The organism is Bradyrhizobium sp., from assembly GCF_016462955.1.
In the GTDB taxonomy this organism is placed as follows: Bacteria; Pseudomonadota; Alphaproteobacteria; order Rhizobiales; family Xanthobacteraceae; genus Bradyrhizobium.
This window is the reverse complement of the sequence record NZ_JAEMSD010000017.1, coordinates 1-24,189: the sequence shown is the minus strand read 5'-3', so window position 1 is coordinate 24,189 and position 24,189 is coordinate 1. Positions and strand designations below refer to the sequence as shown.

Here is a 24,189-nt window from a genome sequence, read left to right as displayed (position 1 = left end):
TGCCGATGCACTCGCTGTGGCGCTGGAGCCGCTGATGCGCGACGTCGCCGCCGCGACGGCGATGGGTGAGCGCGGGCGGGCGCGTGTGCTCGAGAAGTTCAGCCTCGATGCGGAGGCGGCGCGGATCGGGGAGGTCTATCGGCCGCTGCTCTGAGCTGCGCCTCCTGGCGTCGGTAATGAAAAATTCGAAAACAACCCCATGCACAGTAGCCGGAGACAGCAAAATCAAGGAGTTGGCGGAGGACTTCGCTCGATTGCGGATTTTTCGAATTAAACTTTGACTCGCCGGGCAAAACAATGGCAGGATGTCACCATTGGCGAGCCTCGATCGCCTCAGCTCGTCACCCTTGCCCCCCATCCCCCAGCACCCGCTCCGCAATCTCCACCACCTCGCTCGCCGCGATATTCCGCATGCAGCGGTGGTCGTTCATCTTGCAGATCGTGCTCTGGCAGGGCTGGCAGGACAGCTTTTCCTTGTCCTGCACCACCGTTGCCGCAAGGCCGTTCAGCGGCGCCCAGAGGTAGGGGGCGGTGGGACCGAAAATGCCCATGGTCGGTGTGCCCAAGGCGGCTGCGATGTGCATCAGGCCGGAATCGTTGGAGATGGCGACGCCGGCCGCTGCCATGGCGAGGACGCCGTTGCGCAAGTCCGTGCCGGTGAGGTCACGCACCCCATGGCCGCCTGCGGTCCCAGGGCCGCCTGCGGTCCCAGGGCCGCCCGCCGCGACGATCTCCTGGGCGAGGCCCTTTTCCGCGGGTCCGCCGACCACCCAGACCTCCAGGCCGCGCTCGACCAGCAGGCGGGCAGCTTCGGGATAAAAGGTCCAGCGCTTGGAGACGCCGACCGAGCCTGGGGCGAGCGCCACCGCGGCGCCGGCGCTGAGGCCGTTGGCCTGCCGCCAGCTGGCGATCTCCTCGGCCGGCACGCGCAGTTGCGGCACCGGCCATTCCGGAGGCAAGGGCGCGCCGTCGGGCTGGGCCAGGGCGGCGTTCTTGTCGATGAAGCGGGGCAGCTTCTTCTCGCCCCAGCGCCAGCGGTTGAGCAGGCCGAACCGGAATTCGCCGACAAAGCCGATCCGTTCCGGAATACCGGCCAGCGCCGGCGCGATGGCCGCCTTCCAGGTGCGCGGCAGGACCAGGGCGGTGCCGTAATTCCGCTCGCGCAAGAGCTTTGCCAAGGCCAGCTGGCGGCCCAAGGCGAGCTGGCCGCGCGGGAGGTCGAAGACGATACCCTCGCGAACGCCGGGCATGTAATCGACCAGCGGGGCGCACAGGGACGTGGTGAGGAGATCGACGGGCCGGTTCGGCCAGCGCTGTTTGAGGACCCGCACAACGGTGTGATTCCGCACGAAATCGCCGATCCACATGTAGGGAATGATCAGGATCGGGCGGGTGTCGCTCCGGTCTGCATCTCCAGCAAATTGCGAATCAATATTCATTCGTTAATGAGGGCCGACGACGTGTTGATGTCGGGCGGTTCGGTAGCCGCTCCCGGGCGGCAGGTAAAGCCGACAGAAGCGACGATCCCAAAACCGCTTACACTTTGGCGGATCATGCGCTAGGGCAGGACCGGGCATTAAGAAAATCGGGCAGTCGTGGAATGTTGCTGGTGACCGGCGGGGCCGGTTTTATCGGGTCGAATGTCGTGGCCGCGCTGAACCAGGCCGGTCGCAGCGTCGTGGTCTGCGACTGGCTGGGCACCGAGGGCAAGTGGCGCAATCTCGCCAAACGGCAGCTTGTGGATATCGTGCCGCCGGCCGAGCTGATGGACTGGCTGAAGGGCCGCAAGCTGGAGGCCATGATCCATCTCGGGGCGATTTCCGCGACCACCGCGACTGACGGCGACCTCGTCGTCGAGACCAATTTCCGCCTCTCGATGCGCCTTCTGGACTGGTGCACGATGAACGCGGTGCCGTTCATCTATGCATCCTCGGCGGCGACCTATGGCGACGGCTTGGAAGGCTTTGACGACGACGCCTCCTTGCCGGCGCTGAAGAAATTGCGGCCGATGAATCTCTACGGCTGGAGCAAGCATCTGTTCGATCTCGCCGTCGCCGAGCGCGTCGCGCGCGGTGATCGGCTGCCGCCGCAATGGGCCGGCCTGAAGTTCTTCAACGTGTTCGGCCCGAACGAGTACCACAAGGGCGCGATGATGAGCGTGCTGTCGCGGCGCTTCGACGACGTCAGGGCAGGCCGACCCGTGCAGCTGTTCAAGTCGCATCGCGAGAGCATCGAAGATGGCGACCAACGCCGCGATTTCATCTATGTCGACGACGTCGTGCGCGTGATGATGTGGCTGCTGGCGATGCCCTCGGTGTCCGGCCTGTTCAACGTCGGCACCGGCAAGGCGCGCAGCTTCAAGGACCTGATGCTGGCGGCCTATGCGGCGCTCGGCACAAGGCCCAACATCGAATACATCGACATGCCCGAGCAGATCCGCGACAGCTACCAGTATTTCACCCAGAGCAAGGTCGATCGTCTCCATCGCGCCGGCTATAACGGCGGCTTCACGACGCTCGAGGACGCGGTCAAGGCCTATGTCGGGGATTATCTCGACCGCCCCGACCGCTTTCGCTGAGGCCCTTTGGACATGCCGACGCCCATTCTCGATTTCGATGCCCTCGCGCAAGCCATCTCAAGCCGCACCGTGCTGTGCATCGGCGACATCATGCTGGACGAGTTCGTCTACGGGGAGGTGTCGCGGATCTCGCCGGAAGCACCGACGCCGGTCATCGCAGCCCAGCGCAGCGAGATCCACGTCGGCGGCGCCGGCAACGTCGCGCGCAACATCGCTTCGCTCGGCGCGCGCTGCATCTTCGTCGGCCTCGTCGGCGAGGACGAGGCCGGTACGCGGCTCGAGGCCGCGCTCAATGATCAAGCCGGCATCGAAGGCGTGCTGGTGCGCGATGCCTCGCGGCCGACCACGCGAAAAGTCCGTTTCGTCTCCGAGCATTTTTCTACGCACATGCTGCGCGCGGATTGGGAGCAGGCGCTGCCCGCATCCGATGACGTCGAAACGAAATTGATCGCCGCGATCCCAAGAGCCTGAACTGGGCGATCTATCGCGGCGCCACGCTGCTCACGCCCAATCGCAAGGAATTCTCCGAAGCGACCCGCAGCCGCGCAGAGACGGTGCAGAGCATCGTCGAGGCCAGCGAGGACGTGATGCGGCTCGCCGATTGCGAGGCGATCCTGGTCACGCAAGGAGAGCACGGCATGACGCTGGTGCCGCGGGGTGGCGGGGCCGTTCACGTGCCGGCTTTCCCGGTGAAGGTCCGCGACGTCTCCGGGGCCGGCGACACCGTCGCCGCCGCGCTTGCGGTGTCGCTCGCCGCCGGCGCGGACTGGGATACGGCGCTGCGCGTGGCCAATGCCGCCGCCGCCGTCGCCGTCGGCAAGCAGGGCACCGCCAGCGTCAGCGCAGCCGAGCTGCGCCGCAAGATCCTGCCGCATGCCACTCTCGTGGCCGAGGAGAAGATCGTGCTCGATGCGGCCGCGCTCGATGCGCAGCTCGCCGAATGGAGGAGGCAGGGCCAGCGGGTCGGCTTCACCAATGGCTGTTTCGACATCCTGCATCCCGGTCACGTCAAGGTGCTGACCGCGGCGCGCGCCGCCTGCGACCGCCTGATCGTGGGGCTCAACAGCGACGCCTCGGTGCGGCGGCTGAAGGGGGCCGATCGTCCGGTGCAGGACGAGCGCGCGCGTGCCGAAGTGCTCGCTGCGCTTGAGGCGGTCGATCTGGTCGTCATCTTCGCGGAGGACACGCCGATGGACCTGATCACCAGGATCAAGCCCGGTGTGCTGGTGAAGGGCGGCGACTACACCCGCGAGCAGGTCGTCGGCCACGAGGTGGTCGAGGCCGCCGGCGGGGTGGTCGTGCTGGTCGACATCCTGCAGGGCTTCAGCACGACGGCGCTGGTTCATCGCGCCCGGGGAGGGGGCAAGTGACGGCGCTTGCCCGCGAGACCTCCGGCCAGATGTTGCGGCGACGCCTGCGCAGCCCGGCGGCCTGGCGTGAGACGGTCGATCTGTTTGCGATCCTGACCGCGGCCTCGCTGCCCTGGTCGACATCGCTTGCCGGGATCTTCAACGCGCTGATGCTGCTGTGCATGGTGCCGTTCCTCGATCTGCGCGACTTCCTGCAGTCCCTGAAGCGGCCGATCTGCATCGCGCCGATCGCGCTGGTCGTTCTCGCGCTGATCGGAACGCTGTGGTCGGATGCCGCGTGGGGCGCGCGCTTCTATGCGGTCAATCCGACCCTCAAGCTGCTCGTGCTGCCGGTCCTGCTCTATCATTTCGAGCGCTCTTCGCGCGGACACTGGGTCTTCATCGCCTTCCTGGTGTCCTGCGCCTTGTTGTCGGTGATGTCCTGGCTGGTCGCGTTCTACCCGAACCTCGCGCTCAAGACCGATCCGCCCGAACACGGCATCTTCGTCAAGAACTACATCAACCAGAGCCAGGAATTCGCGCTTTGCGCGGTCGCGCTGGCCTATCCGATCGCGATGCTGTTGCGCGAGAAGCGGTACTGGTTCGCTGCGTTGCTAACGGCGCTGGCGCTGAGCTTCTTCATCAACATGACCTTCGTGGTGGTCTCGCGCACCGCGCTCGTCACCATTCCAATCATGTTCGGCGTGTTCGCGCTGCTTCACCTCAGATGGCGCAGCATCGCGATCATCTCCGGTGTGCTGCTGTTCGGCGCAGTTCTCGCCTGGCAGGCCTCGCCGCAATTGCGCTACACCGCCGAGCGGTTTACGACCGATTACACCGGCTATGTGGAGCGGGGCGAGGCAACCTCCATGGGCATGCGGCTCGAGTTCTGGCGCAAGTCGCTTGGCTTCTTCGCGGAAGCGCCGATCATGGGACACGGCACGGGTTCGACCCGCGGGCTGTTCGAACGCGTCGCAACGCCCGCCGGTGAGCGCCGGGCGTCAGCCGAGGTGATCGGCAACCCGCACAACCAGACGCTCAACGTTGCGGTGCAATGGGGCGCGATCGGCATCGTCATCCTCTACGCGATCTGGATACTGCATCTCCGGTTGTTCCGCGGCGACGGGCTTGCCAACTGGATCGGGCTCCTGGTGGTGGTGCAGAACGTGTTCACCTCGCTGTTCAACTCGCATCTGTTCGACTTCCACGAGGGCTGGATGTACGTCATCGGCGTCGGCGTTGCCGGCGGCATGGTGATCCGGGCACAGCAGGGCCGGGCCGAGAGCGCGGAAGTGGGTTCCTGAGCGTCGCGCGGCTGGCAAGTCTTGTCCAGATGGGCTATCAGCGCGGTCAGGTTGCATCTAACTGGGTCTTCATCGGTCGGCGGATGACGCGATTTACGCATCTTACCTCGCGCAATTTCCTCATCGCGCTCCACGACCTGCTGGCGACGACGGCAGCGCTTTTCGTTGCCTTCTATCTTCGATTCGAAGGTGGCGACGGTTTCTACGCGCGATTGCCGCTGCTGTTCCATATCCTGCCCTACTTCCTCGCCTTCAGCGTGGTGGTGTTCTTCCTCAGCAATCTGACCACGACGAAATGGCGCTTCATCTCGCTGCCTGACGCGCTGAACATCATTCGCGCGGCAACCGTGCTCACGGTTGCCCTGCTCGTCCTCGACTACATCCTCGTTGCCCCCAACGTTCGCGGCGCCTTCTTCCTTGGGAAGGTGACGATCATCCTCTACTGGTTCCTCGAGATCTTCTTCCTCAGCGCGCTGCGCATGACCTATCGCTACTTCCGCTATACGCGGGTGCGGCGTCACGCGAGAGGCGGGGAGGCCGCGCCGACGCTGCTGATCGGCCGCGCCGCTGATGTCGAGGTGCTGCTGCGCGGCATCGAGAGCGGAGCGATCAAGCACATCTGGCCGGTGGGCGTCTTGTCGCCATCGCGTGCCGATCTTGGCCAACTCATCCGCAACGTGCCGGTGCTGGGCGGCATCGACGACGTCGAGGACGTGATCTCGGACTTCGCCAAGCGCGACAAGGCGATCGCGCGCCTCATCATGACGCCGTCGGCTTTCGAGCCGGACTCGCATCCGGAATCGATCCTGATGCGGGCACGCAAGCTGGGCGTGATCGTGAGCCGGATGCCCTCGCTGGAGAGCGGCGACACGCCAAGGCTCACGGCCGTCGCGGTCGAGGATCTCCTGCTGCGTCCGAGCGAGAAGATCGACTATGCGCGCCTCGAGGCCCTGATCAGGAGCAAGGCCGTGATCGTCACCGGCGGCGGTGGTTCGATCGGATCCGAGATCTGCGAGCGCGTGGTCGCGTTCGGCGCGGCGCGTCTCTTGATCGTGGAAAATTCCGAGCCGGCTCTCTACGCGGTCACCGAGGCGCTGGCCGCGCGTGGTGCGACTGCCCAGATCGAAGGCCGGATTGCCGACATCCGCGACCGCGAGCGCATCATGCGCCTGATGGCCGAGTTCAAGCCCGACATCGTCTTCCATGCCGCGGCGCTCAAGCACGTGCCGATCCTGGAGCGCGATTGGAGCGAGGGTGTCAAGACCAACATCTTCGGTTCCATCAACGTCGCGGACGCCGCCGTTGCGGCCGGCGCCGAGGCGATGGTGATGATCTCGACCGACAAGGCGATCGAGCCGGTGTCAATGCTCGGCCTCACCAAGCGCTTCGCCGAAATGTACTGCCAGGCGCTCGATCGCGACCTCGCAGCCGGAGCCAACGGCACCAAGCCGCCGATGCGGCTGATCTCGGTCCGCTTCGGCAACGTGCTGGCCTCGAACGGGTCGGTGGTGCCGAAGTTCAAGGCCCAGATCGAGGCCGGCGGTCCCGTGACCGTGACGCATCCCGACATGGTCCGTTACTTCATGACCATCCGTGAGGCCTGCGATCTCGTCATCACCGCGGCGACGCATGCGCTTGGAACGCAGCGTCCCGACGTTTCGGTCTACGTGCTCAACATGGGGCAGCCGGTGAAGATCGTCGATCTCGCCGAACGCATGATCCGCCTGTCCGGGCTGCAGCCGGGCTACGATATCGAGATCGTGTTCACGGGCATGCGGCCGGGCGAGCGCCTGCACGAGATCCTGTTCGCCTCGGAGGAGCCGACCCGCGAGATCGGCGTGCCCGGCATCATGGCTGCGCAGCCGAACGAGCCGCCGATGCAGACGCTGCGCAAATGGAATGTGGCGCTGGAGCAGGCGATCGCGCGCGACGATCGCGCCACCATCAGGACCATCCTGAAGGATGCCGTGCCCGAGTTCGGGTCAACGGCGGCCTGAGCTTTGTTGCGCAATCTCGCGCTCGGGGAGCAACGATGAGCGAACGGAAACCGGTCGCGCTGGTGACGGGGGCGAGCGGCTTCCTGGGCCGGCATGTCGTGCCAGCGCTGGCGCGGGCGGGGTGGTCGGTTCGCCCGGCGGTGCGCAGCCCGAAGGGGAGCGACAGTGAGGTCGTGATCGGATCGATCGGCCCGGAGACCGAGTGGCAGGCCGCGCTGGCAGGCGTCGACGCCGTCGTCCATCTCGCCGCGCGCGTGCATTACAAGAACGATGAGCACGCGGTCGAGCTCTACCGCAACGTCAATGTCGAGGGCACACTGCACTTGGCGCGCTGTGCGGCGAGGGCCGGCGTGCGTCATTTCATCTTCATCAGCACCGTTCTCGTTCACGGCCGCAGCAATGACGGCCGTGCGCCGTTCAGCGAGAGCGACGTCCCGACGCCGCGTGGCCTCTACGGCACGTCCAAGGCCGAGGCCGAGGCGGGCTTGAGGCTGCTGGCGCGCGAAGCCGGCATGAAAATCTCGGTGATCAGGCCGCCGCTGATCTACGGTGCGCACGCCAAGGGCAATTTCCCGCTGCTGGCGCGCGCAGTCAGGCTGGGGCTGCCTATGCCCTTTGCGGCGATCCGCAATCGCCGCAACTTTCTATCCGTGCAGAACCTGTCGTCATTCATCCTGCACCGGCTCGGCTATCCCGACCCCGCAAGCAATTTCGAGATATTCCTGCTCGCCGACACGGAGCGGGTCTCGACGCCCGAATTCATCGCGCGCCTGGCGAGAGCCTCCGGCAAGAGCGCCCGGCTGTTCGGCATACCGCCGGCCCTGCTCAGCACGGCCCTGCGCATGATGGGGCGCCAGGATATGAATGACGGCCTGGTCGGCTCGCTCGAACTCGACCTCTCCAAGGCGCTCGCGACCGGCTGGCAGCCGGAGGTTTCCCTCGACGAGGGTCTGCGGCTCGCGGTGTCCGCTCAAGCCGGCTGAGCGCCGGCGAATCGCCGCAGCACGAAGGCGACGGCGGCCGCGCCAGCGATGAGGCATATCATCGTGATCGCCGTCGAGCCGGCGCGAACGGTGACGATGGCGAGCAACGCCAGCACGAGATTGAGCGCGAATGTCTCGGCGATCACCCGCTTGACCGTGAACCCGCTGTCGGTCGCGCGCTGATAAAAATGCGTGCGGTGCGCCGACCAGAACGGTTCGCGCCTGATGATGCGGCGAAACAGCGTGATGGTGGTATCCGCAAGATAATAGGCGGCGAGCAGCAGCGCCGCGGCCGGCTGGCCCCGAAAGGCGAGCTCCAGCAGGCACCAGCCGAGCAAGAGGCCGATCGGCAAGCTGCCGACATCGCCCAGGAAGACTTTTGCGACCGGACGGTTGAACGGCGCAAAGCCGAGCATGGCGCCGCAGAGCGCGGCGGCGATCAGCAGGGCCGGCCACGAGAGATCCCCGAACATTCCCAGCAACAGCAGGGCAGCGGTGACCGGCACGACTTCCGCCACCGTCATCAGGTCGAGCCCGTCCATGAAGTTGACGAGGTTGACGAACCAGACACCGGCAAGGACGACGAGGCCGCGCTCCAGAGCAAGCGGCAGCGCAGGCACGATGCGCGCGGTCTCGGGCGCGGTGAACACCACGGCGCCGACGCAGGAGGCCTGCAGCGCCAGCCGCACCAGCACGGGCAGGGACACGATGTCGTCCGCGAAGCCGACCAGCGCGATCACGACCGTCGCAGCGACCAGCGCCGGCGGGATCGCGACATTGGCCGAGGCCGCCCAGAGCGAGGCGACGATCAGCGTCGCGGCGATCACCGCGATGCCGGCGCCCTGCGGCGTCGGGATGCGATGCGAGGACCGCGCATTCGGCCGCGCAAGCGCGTAGCGCTGCAGCAGGGGGCGGCTGATCCAGGTGACGAGCGCCGAGATCAGCGCCGCGGCCACGACCGCAAGCAAGAGTGGCGCACCAGCGAGCGCCTCGGCAGCCGAGCTCACTCCGGCACTCCGATCGGAGCCGACCCTTGCGCGGCCTTCTCCGCGCTGAGGATCCAGACCAGGCCGCCGACGGCGCCGACGATGAAGAACACGGCGCCGTACAGCAGCGAGACGTTGACGCCCTCGTTGGGGGCAAGTCCCGCGAAGCCGAACGCCAGGCCCATCGTTGCTTCACGCACGCCCCAGCCGGCGATCGAGATCGGCATCATCGTGATCAGCATCACCGGCGGCACCAGCAGAAAGACGTCGCTGAAGCGGACCGGGGCCGCGATCGACTGCACGACGCACCAGGCGATGACGACGGCGAGCACGTGCACGAGCACCGACAGGATGGCGATGAGCGGACCGCGGGTGCGGCTGAAGATCACGCGGTTGGCAATGACGGCACAGGCGTGAATGTGGTGCGTTGCCCACCAGGTCTTCAGCCATGGCCATTTCAGCGCGCCGAAAACCAGGAAGCCGAGGCCGCCGGCGAGCGCCAGGAGATCGACGAGCAGCAGCGCCGAGCGCCCGTGCTGATCGGTGATGAGGGCGTAGCTCCAGGGCAGGCTGGCAACGATGAGAACCGCGAGCGCGATCAGGCCGACGGCGCGGTCGACGAAGATCGAGTAGGTCGCTGCACGCCAGCCCGCGCCGGCGCGCGCGACCAGCCACAGCCGGACCGCATCGCCGCCGATGGCCGAGGGCAGGGTCTGGTTGAAGAACGAGCCGATCACGTTGTAGCGCATGGCACGGCCGAGCTCGAGCGGCGCGCCGCAAACGGCGCTGATCTCGCGCCAGCGCAGCACGCCGACGAAGATCTGCACGAACGTGACCATGATCGCGACGCCGATCCAGAGCAGGCTGGTCACGGTAAAGCGCGAGAAAAGTTCGGACAGATCGACCTTGCGCAACGCCAGATAGAGCAGCGCCGCGGAGATCACGATTTTGGCAGTCGACAGCAGGATTCGGCGCATCTCGCCCGCATGACAGGGTTTGCGAAGATTGAGGCGACCCGACGCAAGGCGCCGAATTCGGCCGCTGTGGTATGGTTTTGGCGCCGATCTTGCAATAGCCCTTCTTGGGAGCCGCCGTTAAGAGCCGTCGTTAAGGGCATCATGAAGAAGCCGGTCGGAGCAACAGGGAGCCTATTGCGACCGTGTCGAGGTGGCGGCTAAACAGGGGGGCTAGCGATCCCCAGGGAACAGGATGACGGATCAGGCGATTTTGGTTACCGGCGCGGCCGGTTTCATCGGCTTTCACGTCGCCCGCCAGCTCCTGGGCGAAGGCCGTCCTGTCGTCGGGCTAGACAATCTCAACAGCTATTACGATCCGGCGTTGAAAAAGGCACGCCTTGCGCTGCTCAGGGACCAGCCCCGCTTCTCCTTCGTCGAGGCGGACCTTGCCGACCGAGAGACGATGGCGGCGCTGTTTGCGCGACATCGTTTTGCCAAGGTTGTGCATCTCGCCGCGCAGGCCGGCGTTCGCTACTCGATCGAGCAGCCGCAGACCTACGCCGATTCCAATCTCGTGGGCTTCCTCAACGTGCTGGAGGGCTGCCGCAACAATTCCTGTCGTCATCTCGTCTACGCCTCGTCATCCTCCGTTTACGGCGCCAACACAAAATTGCCATTTGCCGTTGCAGACCGTACCGATCACCCCGTGAGCTTCTATGCCGCGACCAAGAAAGCCAACGAGGTGATGGCGCAGTCCTACAGCCATCTCTACCGGCTGCCGGTCACCGGCCTGCGCTTCTTCACCATTTACGGCCCGTGGGGCCGGCCCGACATGGCGATGTTTCTGTTCGTGAATGCCATCCTGGCCGGCAAGCCGATCCGGCTCTTCAACCACGGCAGGATGCGGCGCGACTTCACCTATATCGACGACGTGACGCGCGTCGTGTCGAAGCTGGTCGATCTCGTGCCTGCGGACGATCCGGCTGCCGCAAATGCGCCGTTTAAGCTCTACAATGTCGGCAATCACCATCCGGAGGAACTGATGCACGTCGTCGGTCTTCTGGAGCGGGAGCTGGGCCGGACGGCGATCAAAGAATTGCTGCCGATGCAGCCGGGAGATGTGCTGGAAACGTTCGCGGATGTCGAGGATCTGATGCGCGACACCGGCTTTGCGCCGTCAACGCCGATCGAGCATGGGGTCCGAAATTTCGTCACCTGGTATCGCGACTATTTCAAGGTTTGAAATCACCATGGACAAACGCATAATCCCCCTGATCATGTGCGGCGGTGCCGGCACGCGGCTGTGGCCCGCTTCGCGCGAGGTGCGCCCGAAGCAATTCCTGCCGCTGTTCGGCACGCGCTCGACCTTCCAGGACACGCTGCTGCGCGTGTCCGACGCTGCCCTGTTCGACCGGCCGATCGTCATCACCAACGCGTCCTATCGCTTCATGGTGCTGGAGCAGCTCGCCGAGATCGGCATCGAGGCGGACGTCATCCTCGAGCCGATGCGGCGCGATTCCGGTCCTGCGATCGCCGCAGGCGCGGCCTTCGCGCAGAACCGCGACAGCGAGGCGATCGTGCTCGCGCTCGCCGCCGATCACGTGGTGCAGGACAAGGCCGCCTTCGTCGCCGCCTGCCGCGAGGGCCTCAACGCCGCGAGCACCGGGCGCATCGTCACCTTCGGCGTCAAGCCGGAGCGGCCCGCGACCGAATACGGCTACATCAACCCGGGCGAAGTGATTTCCGGCGAGGTGCATGCGGTCACGCGCTTCGTCGAGAAGCCGGACGCGGTGAAGGCCTCCGATTACGTCAATTCCGGCTATCTCTGGAACAGCGGCAACTTCATGTTCCCGGCGGGTGTGCTGCTCGACGAGTACCGCAAGGTCGACGCGGCAAGCGTCGATGCCGTGACAAGCGCCGTCAACAATGCAGGCCGCGATCTCGGCTTTGTCACGCTGGAGCCGCAGGCATTCGCCGCGGCCAAGGCGATCTCGATCGACTATGCGGTGATGGAGAAGACATCGCGCGCCGCCGTGGTGCCGGTGTCCTGCGGCTGGTCCGACGTCGGGTCCTGGCTTGCGGTGTGGGAGCTGTCGGAGAAGGACGCGCAAGGCAATGCGGCGCACGGCACCGCCGTGTTCGAGGATTCCCGCAACTGCAACGTCACCACCGATTCCGCGCTGGTCGCGCTCGAAGGCGTCGACGATCTCGTCGTGGTCGCAACCGCGGATGCGATTCTGGTCTCGCGCCAGAAGGATGCCAACGGGTTGAAGCGGCTCGTCACCAAGCTCAAGACGGTCGCGCCGAAGGTCACCGAGGAGCACCTGAAGGTGCACCGGCCCTGGGGCAGCTATCAATCCGTCGACAATGGCGAGCGTCACCAGGTCAAGCGCATCGTGGTGAAGCCGGGCGGACGCCTGTCGCTGCAGAAGCATCACCATCGCGCCGAGCACTGGATCGTGGTGCGCGGCACGGCCCAGGTCACGGTGAACGAGACCGTGAAGACGGTGCATGAGAACGAATCGATCTACATCCCGATGGGCGCCGTCCACCGGATGGAGAATCCCGGCAAGATCCAGCTGGAACTGATCGAGGTCCAGACTGGAAGCTATCTCGGGGAAGACGACATCATCCGGATTGAAGACGACTATCAAAGGTCGTAACCAGCAAGCTCCGAATCACGCGACCCGGGCCCAAGAGCGGTATGTTTTTCGGCTTAAGGCCCGGGGAACGTGTAACTTTTTGAATCAAATCGTGTCCGGCCCGCTAGCCCGCCATTCGCCACAAATGTGGCGTCCGTGCTAGAAGCGCGCCGGGGATTTGGGTTGAATCGGGGTTTGCTCAGATGAGTTCCAGGGGATCTGCGCCGGCAAAGGCCGGCTTGCGCGTCGGCGTCATTGGTGCCGGCGTGATGGGCAGCAACCACGCGCGCGTGCTCAGCGGCCTTCCCGGCGTCAGCCTCGTCGGCGTCGTCGATCCCTCACCGGCACATCGCATGCGGGCGACGGAACTTGCCAATTGCGAAAGCTTCGAGACGCTGGAGCAGCTCCTCGCCGAAGGCGTCGATGCCGTCACCATCGCGGCTCCCACGCATCTGCATCACGAGGTCGCGCTCGCCTGCATCGCCGAGAACATCCACGTTCTGGTCGAGAAGCCGATCGCGTCCACGGTGGAGGAGGGGCGCGAGATCGTCGCCGCCGCGCAAAAGGCCGGCGTCACGCTGATGGTCGGCCATGTCGAGCGCTTCAATCCGGCCGTCGCCGCGGTCAAGCAGGCGATCGCGGGCGAGGACATCCTCTCCATCGCGATCACCCGCGTCGGCCCGTTTCCGCCGCGCATGTCCAATGTCGGCGTCGTCATCGACCTCGCCGTGCACGACATCGACCTGATCCGCTGGTTCACCGAATCCGACATCGTCGAGGTGCAGCCGCAATTGTCGAGCGCCGTCGCCGAGCGTGAGGACATCGCGCTCTTGCAGTTTCGCACCGCCAATGGCGTGCTCGCCCACATCAACACCAACTGGCTGACGCCGTTCAAGGCGCGCAGCGTCACGGTCGCGACCCGCGGCAAATACGTGATGGGTGATCTGCTCACGCGCCAGGTCACCGAGTGCTTCGGTTTCAAGCCGGATGGCAGCTATTCGATGCGGCATCTGCCTGTCGGCCACGACGAGCCGCTGCGCGCCGAGCTGATCGCGTTCCTGAAGGCGGTGCGTAGCGGCGAAGCTCCGGCGGTGACGGGCGACGAGGGCGTTGCCAGCCTCGAGATCGCCACGCAGTGCCTGGAGACGCCCTCGCGTCCCGCGGCCACGTCGCCGGCCCGCAAGGGGCCGCGCCGCGTCGCCGGCTGACCCCTTTCCATGTCGACCAGTCGAGAAGGCGCCAAGAACCAGACCATGAACCAGCATCTGCGTTCTGAACCCATTCCCTTCATCGACGTCGCCTCGCAGCGCCGCCGGCTCGGCGCCTCGCTCGATGCGGCGGTCAAGCGCGTGATGGACCATTGCCAGTTCGTCAACGGCCCCGAAGTGTTCGAGCTCGAGAAGCAGCTCGCGGCCTATTGCGGCGCCAAGCACGTGATCGGCTGCGCCAGCGGCACCGATGCGATCCTGATGGTGATGATGGCGAAGAATGTCGGGCCGGGCGATGCCGTGCTGTGCCCGTCCTTCACCTTCATCGCGACCGCCTCGCCGGTGGCGCGGACCGGCGCCACGCCTGTCTATGTCGATGTGGACGAGACGACCTTCAACATGAGCCCGGAGTCGCTGAGGCGCGGCATCGCGGCCGCCCGGAAGGCGGGTCTCAAGCCGGTCGCGGTGATTCCGGTCGATTTGTTCGGCCAGCCGGCCGATCATGATGCCATCGCCGAGATCGCCAGGGACGAGGGCCTGTTCGTGCTCGACGACGCCGCGCAAGGCTTTGGCGCGAGCTACAAGGGCCGCAAGCTCGGCACCTTCGGGCTCGCCACCGCGACCAGCTTCTTCCCGGCAAAACCGCTCGGCTGCTTCGGCGACGGCGGCGCGATCTTCACCGATGACGACGAGCTCGCGGCCACGCTGCGCAGCATCCGCGTGCACGGGCAGGGCGTCGACAAATACGACAACGTCCGCCTCGGCCTGACCGGCCGGATCGACACCATGCAGGCCGCGGTCCTGATCGAGAAGCTGAAGATCTTCGACGACGAGATCGCCGCGCGCAACGGGGTCGCCGAACGTTATGCCCGCGGGCTGTCGAATGTCGTCACTGTTCCGCGCCTCGCGCCGGGCAATACCTCGGTGTGGGCGCAGTACACCATTCGTCTTCCCAGGGGCACCGACCGCGACGGCTTTGCTGCGGCGCTCAAGGCCCAGGGCGTGCCGACCGCGATCTATTACGGCAAGTCGATGCATCAGCAGACCGCCTACAAGCACTATCCGGTCGCCGAGGGTGGCCTGCCGGGTTGCGAGAGCCTGTCGCAGGACGTCATCAGCCTGCCGATGCACGCCTATCTGACCGAAGCCGATCAGGAGCGGGTGATCGCCGCAGTGCAAGGCGCGCTGGCGGGGTGATCTTGCTTTCTTTCCCTCCCGCTTGCGGGAGAGGGTGGCGCGCAGCGCCGGGTGAGGGTTCTCTCCTCTGGGGGAGTCATCGTTGTTGAGACAACCCTCTCCCCAACCCTCCCCCGCAAGCGGGGGAGGGAGCGCACCTGCGCCGTGGTTTGCACCTAGACCTATTCCTGACATGCTCTAGAACAGACGCATGCTCGGACGCATCTTCACGGTTGGTGGTTACACGCTGCTCTCGCGGCTGACGGGGTTTGCCCGTGACATCATGCTCGCGGCGATCCTCGGTGCCGGCCCGGTGGCCGACGCGTTCTTCGTGGCGCTTCGGCTGCCCAATCATTTCCGCGCGATCTTTGCCGAGGGCGCCTTCAACGCGGCCTGGGTGCCGGCCTATGCCCATGTCCATGGCGAGAAGGGCGCAGGCGCAGCCAGCCTGTTCGCCGACCGCATCTTCACGCTGCTGCTGGCCTCGCAGGTGGTGCTGTTGATCATCGCCTGGCTGTTCATGCCGCAGGCCATGAGCATCCTCGCGCCGGGCTTTTCTGACGACGCCGAGCAGCGCAAGCTCGCGATCGAACTGACCCGGATCACCTTTCCCTATCTGCTCTTGATCACGCTGGTGACGCTCTATGGCGGTATGCTCAACGTGATGCAGCGCTTTGCCAGCGCCGCGGCCGCCTCGATCTTCCTCAACGTCGCCATGATGATGACGCTGGCGCTCGCCGCGTGGTTTCCGACCGCCGGCCATGCCGCAGCCTGGGGCGTGCTGATCTCCGGCTTCCTGCAATATTTCCTGCTCGCAGGCGATCTCGCCCGCCATGGCGGCCTGCCGCGCTTTGCGCCGCTGAAGCTCGACGAAGACGTCCGCGGCTTTTTCAAAGCGCTCGGTCCGGCGACGCTGGGCTCGATGGGGACGCAGGTGGCGCTGTTCGCCGACACCATCATCGCGACCTTCCTGCCCGCGGGCGCTCTGTCGGCGCTCTATTATGCCGACCGTCTGAACCAATTGCCGATCGGCGTGATCGGCATCGCCATCGGCACGGTGTTGTTGCCGGAGATGTCGCGGCGGATCACAGCCAACGACCAGGACGGCGCGATGAGGGCACAACGCCGTGCCTTCGATTTCACGCTGCTGTTCTCGATTCCGTTCGTGGCGGCCTTCCTCACCGTGCCCGACGAGATCATGCGCGCGCTGTTCGCCCGCGGAGCCTTCTCGCAGGCCGATGCGGTTGCCGCCGGCGGCACGCTCGCAGCCTACGCCATCGGCCTCATTCCTTTCGTGCTGATCCGCAGTGCAGTCGCGACCTTCTATGCGCGCAAGGACACCGCGACGCCGGTGCGCGCGTCGCTCACCGGCATCGCCGTCAACGTCGCGCTGAAGGTCGCCTTGATGGGATCGCTCGCCCAGATCGGCCTCGCGCTCGCAACTGCCGTCGGCGTCTGGACCAATCTCTTGCTGGTGCTGTTCTTCGCCGTGCGGCGCGGCTTCCTCGTGCTCGACCGCGCCTGGCTGCTGTCGCTCGGTAAATTCCTGCTGACCGGTCTGATCCTGGCCGCCGCGTTCTGGCTGATCGCGCACTTTAGCGGTGCCTTGCTGGGTGCAATGCACTTGCGGGACGAATTGACGCTGGTTCTGCTCGCCTTCGGGGGCACCATCGTCTACGCGGTTACTATCCTCGCGCTGTTTGGCCGCAACTGGCTGGTCTCGCTGGTACGCGGCTAGTTTTTGTTGCCAACCGTTTGCCTTGCCGGTTTTTCCACGGCAATATGGCCCACAAAACAACCATGAGAACGGGAACAGACAATGGCGGCTCCCATCAAGTTCGGCGTTGGCCAAAGCGTGTTGCGCAAGGAGGATGACGCGCTCATCCGCGGCAAGGGCCGCTATACCGACGATTACGCGCCGCAGGCTGCGCTCCGCTGCCTAGTGCTGCGCTCGCCGCACGCGCATGCCAAATACACCATCGATGCGGGCCGCGCCCGCGGCCTGCCTGGTGTCGCGCTGATCCTGACGGCGGATGACGTGACGGATCTCGGCAATCTGCCGTGCCTGTTCAACCTCGAGACCGATCCGTTTACCGGCCCGCCTTACCCGATCCTGGCCAAGGACGAAGTGCGCCATGTCGGCGATGCAGTCGCCTTCGTGGTCGCCGAGACCATCGACCAGGCCCGCGACGCGATCGAGGCGATCGAGGTCAAATGGTCGCCGCTGCCTGCCGTGACTGGCGTCGTCAACGCCATCAAGAAGGGCGCGCCGCAGGTCTGGCCGGACAAGCCCGGCAACGTGCTGTTCGACGTCTCGATCGGCGACAAGGCGGCGACCGAAGCCGCCTTTGCCAAGGCGCATGCCGTCGCTGAAATCTCGATCGTCAATCCGCGCGTGGTCGCGAGCTTCCTGGAGACGCGCGCCGCGGTCTGCGAGTACGATGCCAAGCGCGACCATCTGACGCTGACGATCGGCAGCCAGGGCAGCCACCGCCTGCGCGACATCCTCTGCCAGAACGTGCTCGACATCCCCACCGACAAGATGCGGGTGATCTGCCCCGACGTCGGCGGCGGCTTCGGCACGAAGCTGTTCCCCTATCGCGAATACGCGCTGATGGCGGTTGCAGCCAAGAAGCTCAAGAAGACGGTGAAGTGGGCGGCCGACCGCACCGAGCATTTCATGGGCGACGCGCAGGGCCGCGACAACGTCACCACCGCCAAGATGGCGCTGGCCGAGGACGGCAAGTTCCTCGCGATGGATTGCGACCTGATGGGCGACATGGGCGCGTATCTGTCGACCTTCGGGCCCTACATCCCGCATGGCGGTGCCGGCATGCTGCCGGGCCTCTACGACATCCAGGCGTTCCACTGCCGGGTGCGCACCATTTTCACCAACAGCGTGCCTGTCGATGCCTATCGCGGCGCGGGCCGTCCTGAAGCGGCCTATGTCATCGAGCGCCTCGTCGATGCCTGCGCGCGAAAGCTCGACATGACGCCGGATGCCATCCGCCGCAAGAACTTCATCCCGCCGAAGGCGCTGCCCTACAAGACGGCCACGGGCAAGGTCTATGATTCCGGCGACTTCGCCGCGCATCTCAAGCGCGCGATGGAGATCGCGGAATGGAAGGAATTTCCCAAGCGCGCCAAGCTCGCCAAGAAGAGCGGCCTGATCCGCGGCATCGGTCTTGCGAGCTACGTCGAGATCTGCGGCACCATGGGCGAGGAGACCGCCCATGTGCGGATGGACCCCAACGGCGACATCACCGTGCTGATCGGCACGCAGTCGAGCGGGCAGGGCCACCAGACCGCCTATGCGCAGATCGTCGCCGAGCAGTTCGGCGTTGCCCCGGAGCGCGTCCACGTCCACCAGGGCGACACCGACGAGATCAAGACCGGCCTCGGCACCGGCGGCTCGGCCTCCATTCCCTCGGGCGGCGTCAGCGTCGAACGCGCCACGCGCGAGCTCGGCCAGAAGCTGAAGGAGATCGCGGCGCAGGCGCTGGAAGCGAGCGCCGGTGACCTCGAAATCTCGGAAGGCGTTATCCGCATCGCCGGTACCGACCGCTCGATTTCCTTTGCCGATCTCGCCAAGCGGCCCGGCGTCGATCCGTCGAAGCTGAACGGAAGCGCGACCTTCGCCAGCGCCGACGGTACCTATCCGAACGGCACCCACGTCGCTGAGGTCGAGATCGACCCGGCCACCGGCATCATCAAGATCGTCAACTACGTCATCGTCGACGATTTCGGCAAGACGCTCAATCCGCTGTTGCTCGCCGGCCAGGTGCATGGCGGCGCCATGCAGGGCATCGGCCAGGCGCTGATGGAGCAGGTGGTGTATGGGCCGACCGACGGCCAGCTCATCACCGCGACCTTCATGGATTATGCGCTGCCGCGCGCGGCTGATGGTCCCGCCTTCGTGTTCGAGACCAACAACATCCCCTGCAAGACCAATCCGCTGGGGGTGAAGGGGGCGGGCGAGGCCGGTGCGATCGGCTCCTGCCCCGCGATCGTCAACGCCATCGTCGACGCGCTCTGGCGCGAATACAAGATCGACCACATCGACATGCCGGCGACGCCGGAGCGGGTGTGGATCGCGATCCACGAGCATCACCGGCGGCACAGCCTGTGAACGGTGACCTTCCCCGCGGGCGGAATAAACGTCCGCCGCGGGGGTCTATTGATGTGGCCGATCTCCCAAGAACTCGGCGAGCCGGAGAAATCCCGATGAAACGAACGATGATTGTCGCAGGCACCCTGCTGCTGGGTGCGGGCGCCGTGATGGCGCAGCAGGAGATTGCCGTCCAGCAGGACAATCTGATGCGATCGATCGCCAAGAACCAGTACGGTGTCCTGCAGAAGATGAGCAAGGGCGATATCCCCTTCGACAAGGCAGCTGCCGATCAGGCCATCGCCGCCATCGAAGCCGATGTTGCCAAGATCGCCAAGATATTCGAGATCAATCCCAAGCAGGACGTGGTGAACGCGACCTACGGCTCCTCACCGAAGGTCTGGCAGAACAAGGCCGATTTCGATTCTAAGATTCCGCCGGTGCAAAAAGCGATCGCCGACGTCAAAGGCAAGATCACCGATAACGCAAGCCTGAAAGCGGCCTACACCTCGATCAACGACCGCTGCAACGATTGTCACGAAACCTATCGTGTGAAGTTGAAATAACGGGGCGACGAGGACGCGGTGAAGGGGCGGTTGCGAAGGCAGCCGCCTTTTTTGCGTGGCAGTGAGCCGCGGCGAGGCAGTAATTCTGTCCGCAAGGTCTGACGGATCGCTTTGAGAGCGGCTATCTTTGCACCAACGGCCGTGCGTTCATACGAGACGATGCATCCTCCTCCCGACACGCTTAGGACATCAGGGAGTTCCAACGCACGGCGAGCACCTCAATCAACAGCGAGACAGGCCATGGTAAAACCGTTCCCGTCGAAGACCCATATAGGCAACCACATGCTGCATCCGGAAACCCTGATGCTGACCTATGGCTATGATCCGCAATTGTCGGAGGGCGCGATCAAGCCGCCGGTGTTCCTGACCTCCACCTTCGTGTTCAAGACAGCCGAGGACGGGCAGGACTTCTTCGACTACGTCGCCGGCAGGCGCGAGCCGCCGGAAGGCATGGGCGCGGGCCTGGTCTATTCGCGCTTCAATCACCCCAACAGCGAGATCGTCGAGGACAGGCTCGCTGTCTACGAGCGCACCGAGAAATGCGCGCTGTTCTCGTCCGGCATGGCGGCCATCGCCACCACGATCCTGGCCTTCGTCCGCCCCGGCGATGTCATCCTGCACTCCCAGCCGCTCTATGGCGGGACGGAAACCCTGCTGACGAACACGCTCGCACGCCTGTCGATCGGCGCCGTCGGCTTTGCCGACGGCGTCGACGAGGCGGCGGTCAGGCAGGCCGCGGAGGAAGCCATGGCCAAGGGCCGGGTTTCGATGATCCTGATCGAGACGCCCGCCAATCCGACCAACGGGCTGGTGGACGTCGCAATGATGCGCCGGATCGCCGAAGTGATCGGAAAGGAGCAAGGCGCCACGCCGATAATTGCCTGCGACAACACGCTGCTCGGGCCGGTGTTTCAGCGGCCGATCGAGCATGGCGCGGATATTTCGCTGTACTCGCTGACGAAATATGTCGGTGGTCACTCCGACCTGATCGCGGGCGCCGCGCTCGGCTCGAAGGCGATCATGAAAGGCATCAAGGCGCTGCGCGGTGCCATCGGTACCCAGCTCGATCCGCATTCCTGCTGGATGATCAACCGCTCGCTCGAGACGCTGAGCCTGCGCATGGAGAAGGCCAACGACAATGCGCGTCTGGTCGCGGACTTCCTGCGCGATCATCCGAAGGTGGCGAAGGTCCACTACCTCGGTCATCACGCGGAGGCTTCGCCGGCGGGGGGTGTGTTCGCGAGGCAATGCCTGGGGGCGGGCTCCACCTTCGCCTTCGACATCGCCGGCGGCAAGGAGGCCGCAGTGAAGTTTCTCAACGCGCTGCAGATCCTCAAGCTGGCGGTCAGCCTCGGCGGAACGGAATCGCTCGCGAGCCTGCCCGCGACCATGACCCATTCCGGCGTGCCCGCCGACATCCGCCAGAAGATCGGCGTGCTCGATTCCACGATCCGGCTGTCGATCGGCATCGAGAACCCGTCGGACCTGATCGCCGACCTCACGCAGGCGTTGAACGCGGCTTGAGGGCATCGGGAATCGAAAAGGCCGGGCGCGCCCTCCGTCGCGCCCGGCCTCTCCGTGAAGTGCAGCCCTGAGGCTTACTTCGTCACCTGGCCGCGGATCTCGCCGCCCGGGTTCGCCGCGGTGTGGATGTTGATGTAGTATTTGCCGCCGAGCAGATCGGAGGCCTGTGCGTCCGTGAGGGTCGCTTCACCCTTGACCGGGCTCGAGGCCGCATTCGGGATCGGGACGGCAACGCCGGCGTTCTTGCCGGCCTCGGCCGGACCATGGAAATGCGCGGCGGTGGCGGGGCCGGAGAGGCCGGAATAGGTGACCGTCCAGGACAGCTTCTTGCTGGCGGCATCGTAGTCCAGATCGGCCGTTCCGGTGGCGCTGCTGGTGTTGGGGGGAACTTCGGACTTGCCGTCCAGGGTCGCCTTCAGTTTCTCCGCGCCGGCCGGGGCGGCGAAGGCAACGGCAGCTCCGAGTGCCAGTATGGCAAGAACGGCTTTGGTCATGGGTCTCTCCCTGTTGAGGCCTGATTGCCCTTCAAACAGTATGTCATGCGATTTATTCCGGCATGGCAGCTGGCGGTCTAAAATATTCGTGGTTGGCTCGGGCGCAACATGACCCTTAAGTTCGCGCGCTCACGATGGAATGATCGAATGCTGCTACGAACGCTTTTTGCCGCCGTGATCGCCGCCGGCGCGGCGTTCGCCCTCTATTGGTGGTTGACCGCCCCGGCCGTGCTGGCCTTGCCGGCGCCGAGCCGCAGCCCCGACCTCGCCAACGGGCAGGAACTGTTCAACGCCGGCGGCTGCTCATCCTGTCATGCCACCCCCAACCAGCCCGATCGCCTGCGGCTTGGCGGCGGGCTGGCGATCGGCTCGCCGTTCGGGACTTTCTATGGGCCCAATATTTCTCCCGATCCGGCCGATGGGATCGGCCGCTGGAGCGAGGCCGATTTCGTCAACGCCGTGATGCGCGGCGTCTCGCCCACGGGCACGCACTATTTTCCCGCGTTTCCCTACACGTCCTATCGTCTTGCCAGCATCGATGACGTCCGCGACCTCTTTGCCTATCTGAAGACGCTGCCGCCGGTGTCCGGCAAAGTGCGCGACCACGCGCTGCCGTTTCCCTTCAACATTCGCCGCAATCTCGGCATCTGGAAACAGCTGTTCATGGACACTGCGCCGTTCGTCGCGGACGCCGCACGTTCGCCGCAATGGAATCGCGGCGCCTATCTCGTCAACGGGTTCGGCCATTGCGCCGAATGCCACAGCCCGCGCAATGCGCTCGGCGGCATCATCGGCACCCAGCGCTTTGCCGGCGGGCCCAATCCGGAAGGCGAGGGCTGGGTGCCCAACATCACGCAGCAGGGCATCGGCAACTGGAGCGAGAAGGATATCGCGGATTTTCTCGAGACCGGCGACATGCCCGAGGGCGACAGCGCGTCGGGCGCGATGCGGGCGGTGATCAAGAATCTGGCGCAACTGACGGCGGAAGACCGCGCCGCGATGGCCGTGTATCTGAAGTCACTTCGGCCGGTGCAGGGACCGACACCGCCCCAGCGCCAGCAAGGCAGCTGAGCCGCAACGCTAGCCCGTGCCGAACGCCTTGAAGGTGATGATGGTGAGGGTGTCCTGGATGCCCGGCAGCACCTGCACCTTCTCGTTCACGAAATGACCGATGTCGGTATCCTTGTCGACGTAGAACTTCACCAGGAGGTCGTATTGGCCGGCCGTGGAATAGATCTCGGAGGCGATTTCGGCTTCGGCAAGCGCATTGGCCACCGTATAGGACTGGCCGAGCTTGCATTTGATCTGAACGAAGAAAGGAACCATCGCGGACACTCCGAAAGCGTAGTCTTCCGGCTAATAGGCCAAAACCGGCCGGATTTAGCAAGCGTGCTTGCTGGGTTCGGCGCGAGCTTGCTAAGACGGGCGATGGCTCGAAAACGCGGACAATCGTCATGACGACCCCGGTCGCACTCACCATCGCCGGCTCCGATTCGAGCGGCGGCGCCGGGATCCAGGCGGACCTGAAGACCTTCGCCGCGCTCGGCGTCTACGGCGCCTCCGTGATCACGGCATTGACGGCGCAGAACACGCGCGGCGTCACCGGCATTCATGCGGTGCCGGCCGGGTTCGTCACCGCGCAGATCGACGCGGTGTTCTCCGATCTCGACGTCGGCGCGGTGAAGATCGGCATGGTGGCCCAGGTCGCCAGCATCGATGCGATCGCGGCCGCGCTGTCGCGCTGGAAGCCGCGGCATATCGTGCTCGATCCTGTCATGGTGGCGACATCAGGCGACCGCCTGCTTGCCAGCGAAGCCGTCGATGCCCTGCGCACCAGGCTGATCCCGCTGGCATCGGTGATCACGCCCAATCTGCCCGAGGCGGCGGCGCTGCTCGACGCGCCGGTCGCGGCGAGCGAGGCTGAGATCGAAAGCCAGGGGCGGCGGCTGCTGGCGCTGGGCTGCCGTGCGGTCCTGATCAAGGGCGGACACGGCGAGGGCGCGGAGAGCATCGACTATCTCGTCGGCACGGACACCGTGATCGCGCTCGCCGCGCCGCGCATCGCGACCCGCAACACCCACGGCACCGGCTGCTCGCTGTCCTCGGCCGTCGCGGCGGGGCTGGCCAAGGGCGAGGATCTGGAGACCGCCGTGCGCAATGCCAAGGCCTGGATCAGCGCCGCGATCGGCGCCGCCGACCGCTTCAGCGTCGGTCACGGCCACGGGCCGGTTCACCATTTCCACAAGTACTACTGATCCGTTTCACCCTCCCCTGGAGGGGGAGGGTCGGCTCACATTGAGCGCAGCGAGATGTGAGAC

General features: G+C 65.4%; 19 protein-coding genes and 2 pseudogenes. 16 read left to right on the top strand and 5 right to left on the bottom strand.

Annotation, left to right across the window (positions count from 1 at the left end):
• Positions 1 to 154: pseudogene (locus JHD07_RS03795) on the top strand (glycosyltransferase family 1 protein); the annotation flags it as partial.
• 187 nt (positions 155 to 341) lie between these two features.
• Here JHD07_RS03795 and waaF read toward each other — a convergent pair.
• Entirely contained in the window at positions 342 to 1,439 is a 1,098-nt protein-coding gene (waaF, locus tag JHD07_RS03790; protein WP_291619104.1) for a lipopolysaccharide heptosyltransferase II, read from the bottom strand.
• A gap of 161 nt (positions 1,440 to 1,600) precedes the next feature.
• Between waaF and rfaD the strand changes: the two genes are divergently transcribed.
• The 5 genes and pseudogenes from rfaD (at position 1,601) to JHD07_RS03765 (ending at position 8,211) form a co-directional block, all read left to right on the top strand.
• Complete coding sequence (rfaD, locus tag JHD07_RS03785) at positions 1,601 to 2,578, top strand: ADP-glyceromanno-heptose 6-epimerase (protein ID WP_291619103.1); 978 nt, start codon at positions 1,601 to 1,603, stop codon at positions 2,576 to 2,578.
• Positions 2,579 to 2,602: 24 nt separating this feature from the next.
• Positions 2,603 to 3,948: pseudogene (gene rfaE2 / locus JHD07_RS03780) on the top strand (D-glycero-beta-D-manno-heptose 1-phosphate adenylyltransferase).
• Positions 3,945 to 5,231 (top strand): O-antigen ligase family protein, encoded by a 1,287-nt coding sequence (locus tag JHD07_RS03775; RefSeq protein WP_291619101.1) that lies wholly within the window; start codon positions 3,945 to 3,947, stop codon positions 5,229 to 5,231. The pseudogene rfaE2 and the gene JHD07_RS03775 overlap by 4 nt, the downstream one beginning before the upstream one ends.
• Before the next feature lie 83 nt (positions 5,232 to 5,314).
• A complete protein-coding gene (locus JHD07_RS03770; protein WP_291619099.1) occupies positions 5,315 to 7,228 on the top strand; it encodes a nucleoside-diphosphate sugar epimerase/dehydratase in 1,914 nt (637 codons plus the stop codon).
• A gap of 35 nt (positions 7,229 to 7,263) precedes the next feature.
• Positions 7,264 to 8,211, top strand: a complete 948-nt coding sequence (locus tag JHD07_RS03765; RefSeq protein ID WP_291619097.1) for an NAD-dependent epimerase/dehydratase family protein — start codon at positions 7,264 to 7,266, stop codon at positions 8,209 to 8,211.
• Here the strand turns inward: JHD07_RS03765 and JHD07_RS03760 are convergent.
• The gene (locus JHD07_RS03760; RefSeq protein ID WP_291619095.1) at positions 8,199 to 9,218 is read right to left on the bottom strand and encodes a glycosyltransferase family 4 protein; all 1,020 of its coding nucleotides are present in this window, start codon (positions 9,216 to 9,218) and stop codon (positions 8,199 to 8,201) included. The genes JHD07_RS03765 and JHD07_RS03760 overlap by 13 nt on opposite strands.
• On the bottom strand, positions 9,215 to 10,174 hold the full coding sequence (locus JHD07_RS03755) for a lysylphosphatidylglycerol synthase transmembrane domain-containing protein (protein WP_291619093.1): 960 nt from the start codon (positions 10,172 to 10,174) through the stop codon (positions 9,215 to 9,217). Before JHD07_RS03755 ends, JHD07_RS03760 begins: the two co-directional genes overlap by 4 nt.
• Positions 10,175 to 10,406: 232 nt before the next feature.
• Here JHD07_RS03755 and JHD07_RS03750 point away from each other — a divergent pair, with 232 nt between their 5' ends.
• The 8 genes from JHD07_RS03750 to JHD07_RS03715 all read left to right on the top strand — a co-directional run bounded on the left by JHD07_RS03750 (position 10,407) and on the right by JHD07_RS03715 (position 21,377).
• Entirely contained in the window at positions 10,407 to 11,396 is a 990-nt protein-coding gene (locus tag JHD07_RS03750; RefSeq protein WP_291619091.1) for an SDR family NAD(P)-dependent oxidoreductase, read from the top strand.
• A 7-nt stretch (positions 11,397 to 11,403) separates the two neighbouring features.
• Positions 11,404 to 12,816 (top strand): mannose-1-phosphate guanylyltransferase/mannose-6-phosphate isomerase, encoded by a 1,413-nt coding sequence (locus JHD07_RS03745; RefSeq protein WP_291619089.1) that lies wholly within the window; start codon positions 11,404 to 11,406, stop codon positions 12,814 to 12,816.
• Between the two features lie 182 nt (positions 12,817 to 12,998).
• A complete protein-coding gene (locus JHD07_RS03740) occupies positions 12,999 to 14,003 on the top strand; it encodes a Gfo/Idh/MocA family oxidoreductase (RefSeq protein ID WP_291619088.1) in 1,005 nt (334 codons plus the stop codon).
• 9 nt (positions 14,004 to 14,012) lie between these two features.
• Complete coding sequence (locus JHD07_RS03735) at positions 14,013 to 15,200, top strand: DegT/DnrJ/EryC1/StrS family aminotransferase (protein WP_291619085.1); 1,188 nt, start codon at positions 14,013 to 14,015, stop codon at positions 15,198 to 15,200.
• 190 nt (positions 15,201 to 15,390) lie between these two features.
• Entirely contained in the window at positions 15,391 to 16,917 is a 1,527-nt protein-coding gene (murJ, locus tag JHD07_RS03730; RefSeq protein ID WP_291619083.1) for a murein biosynthesis integral membrane protein MurJ, read from the top strand.
• An 81-nt stretch (positions 16,918 to 16,998) separates the two neighbouring features.
• Positions 16,999 to 19,308 (top strand): xanthine dehydrogenase family protein molybdopterin-binding subunit, encoded by a 2,310-nt coding sequence (locus JHD07_RS03725; protein WP_291619081.1) that lies wholly within the window; start codon positions 16,999 to 17,001, stop codon positions 19,306 to 19,308.
• On the top strand, positions 19,266 to 19,853 hold the full coding sequence (locus JHD07_RS03720) for a cytochrome c (protein ID WP_291619079.1): 588 nt from the start codon (positions 19,266 to 19,268) through the stop codon (positions 19,851 to 19,853). The genes JHD07_RS03725 and JHD07_RS03720 overlap by 43 nt, the downstream gene beginning before the upstream one ends.
• A gap of 240 nt (positions 19,854 to 20,093) precedes the next feature.
• Positions 20,094 to 21,377: a cystathionine gamma-synthase family protein gene (locus JHD07_RS03715; RefSeq protein WP_291619077.1), complete on the top strand. Its 1,284-nt coding sequence runs from the start codon at positions 20,094 to 20,096 to the stop codon at positions 21,375 to 21,377.
• A 74-nt stretch (positions 21,378 to 21,451) separates the two neighbouring features.
• Here the strand turns inward: JHD07_RS03715 and JHD07_RS03710 are convergent, their stop codons facing one another.
• On the bottom strand, positions 21,452 to 21,871 hold the full coding sequence (locus JHD07_RS03710) for a CHRD domain-containing protein (protein WP_291619075.1): 420 nt from the start codon (positions 21,869 to 21,871) through the stop codon (positions 21,452 to 21,454).
• A gap of 147 nt (positions 21,872 to 22,018) precedes the next feature.
• Between JHD07_RS03710 and JHD07_RS03705 the strand changes: the two genes are divergently transcribed.
• Complete coding sequence (locus JHD07_RS03705) at positions 22,019 to 22,942, top strand: cytochrome c (RefSeq protein ID WP_291619073.1); 924 nt, start codon at positions 22,019 to 22,021, stop codon at positions 22,940 to 22,942.
• Positions 22,943 to 22,951: 9 nt separating this feature from the next.
• Here JHD07_RS03705 and JHD07_RS03700 read toward each other — a convergent pair whose 3' ends face one another.
• Positions 22,952 to 23,197 carry an Lrp/AsnC family transcriptional regulator gene (locus JHD07_RS03700; protein ID WP_018642903.1) on the bottom strand — a complete coding sequence of 82 codons (246 nt, stop codon included), beginning with the start codon at positions 23,195 to 23,197 and terminating at the stop codon, positions 22,952 to 22,954.
• Between the two features lie 128 nt (positions 23,198 to 23,325).
• Here JHD07_RS03700 and thiD point away from each other — a divergent pair, with 128 nt between their 5' ends.
• On the top strand, positions 23,326 to 24,126 hold the full coding sequence (gene thiD / locus JHD07_RS03695) for a bifunctional hydroxymethylpyrimidine kinase/phosphomethylpyrimidine kinase (protein ID WP_291619049.1): 801 nt from the start codon (positions 23,326 to 23,328) through the stop codon (positions 24,124 to 24,126).
• Positions 24,127 to 24,189 lie beyond the last annotated feature (63 nt).

What these genes read in the sequence shown, in the direction of transcription:
- murJ (WP_291619083.1), top strand. Translation starts at nt 15,391, where the DNA reads ATGCTCGGACGCATCTTCACGGTTGGTGGTTACACGCTGCTCTCGCGG.
- JHD07_RS03750 (WP_291619091.1), top strand. Translation starts at nt 10,407, where the DNA reads ATGACGGATCAGGCGATTTTGGTTACCGGCGCGGCCGGTTTCATCGGC.
- JHD07_RS03755 (WP_291619093.1), bottom strand. Translation starts at nt 10,174, where the DNA reads ATGCGCCGAATCCTGCTGTCGACTGCCAAAATCGTGATCTCCGCGGCG.
- JHD07_RS03725 (WP_291619081.1), top strand. Translation starts at nt 16,999, where the DNA reads ATGGCGGCTCCCATCAAGTTCGGCGTTGGCCAAAGCGTGTTGCGCAAG.
- JHD07_RS03745 (WP_291619089.1), top strand. Translation starts at nt 11,404, where the DNA reads ATGGACAAACGCATAATCCCCCTGATCATGTGCGGCGGTGCCGGCACG.
- waaF (WP_291619104.1), bottom strand. Translation starts at nt 1,439, where the DNA reads ATGAATATTGATTCGCAATTTGCTGGAGATGCAGACCGGAGCGACACC.
- JHD07_RS03710 (WP_291619075.1), bottom strand. Translation starts at nt 21,871, where the DNA reads ATGACCAAAGCCGTTCTTGCCATACTGGCACTCGGAGCTGCCGTTGCC.
- JHD07_RS03735 (WP_291619085.1), top strand. Translation starts at nt 14,013, where the DNA reads ATGTCGACCAGTCGAGAAGGCGCCAAGAACCAGACCATGAACCAGCAT.
- JHD07_RS03740 (WP_291619088.1), top strand. Translation starts at nt 12,999, where the DNA reads ATGAGTTCCAGGGGATCTGCGCCGGCAAAGGCCGGCTTGCGCGTCGGC.
- JHD07_RS03770 (WP_291619099.1), top strand. Translation starts at nt 5,315, where the DNA reads ATGACGCGATTTACGCATCTTACCTCGCGCAATTTCCTCATCGCGCTC.
- thiD (WP_291619049.1), top strand. Translation starts at nt 23,326, where the DNA reads ATGACGACCCCGGTCGCACTCACCATCGCCGGCTCCGATTCGAGCGGC.
- rfaD (WP_291619103.1), top strand. Translation starts at nt 1,601, where the DNA reads ATGTTGCTGGTGACCGGCGGGGCCGGTTTTATCGGGTCGAATGTCGTG.
- JHD07_RS03705 (WP_291619073.1), top strand. Translation starts at nt 22,019, where the DNA reads ATGCTGCTACGAACGCTTTTTGCCGCCGTGATCGCCGCCGGCGCGGCG.
- JHD07_RS03700 (WP_018642903.1), bottom strand. Translation starts at nt 23,197, where the DNA reads ATGGTTCCTTTCTTCGTTCAGATCAAATGCAAGCTCGGCCAGTCCTAT.
- JHD07_RS03715 (WP_291619077.1), top strand. Translation starts at nt 20,094, where the DNA reads ATGGTAAAACCGTTCCCGTCGAAGACCCATATAGGCAACCACATGCTG.
- JHD07_RS03765 (WP_291619097.1), top strand. Translation starts at nt 7,264, where the DNA reads ATGAGCGAACGGAAACCGGTCGCGCTGGTGACGGGGGCGAGCGGCTTC.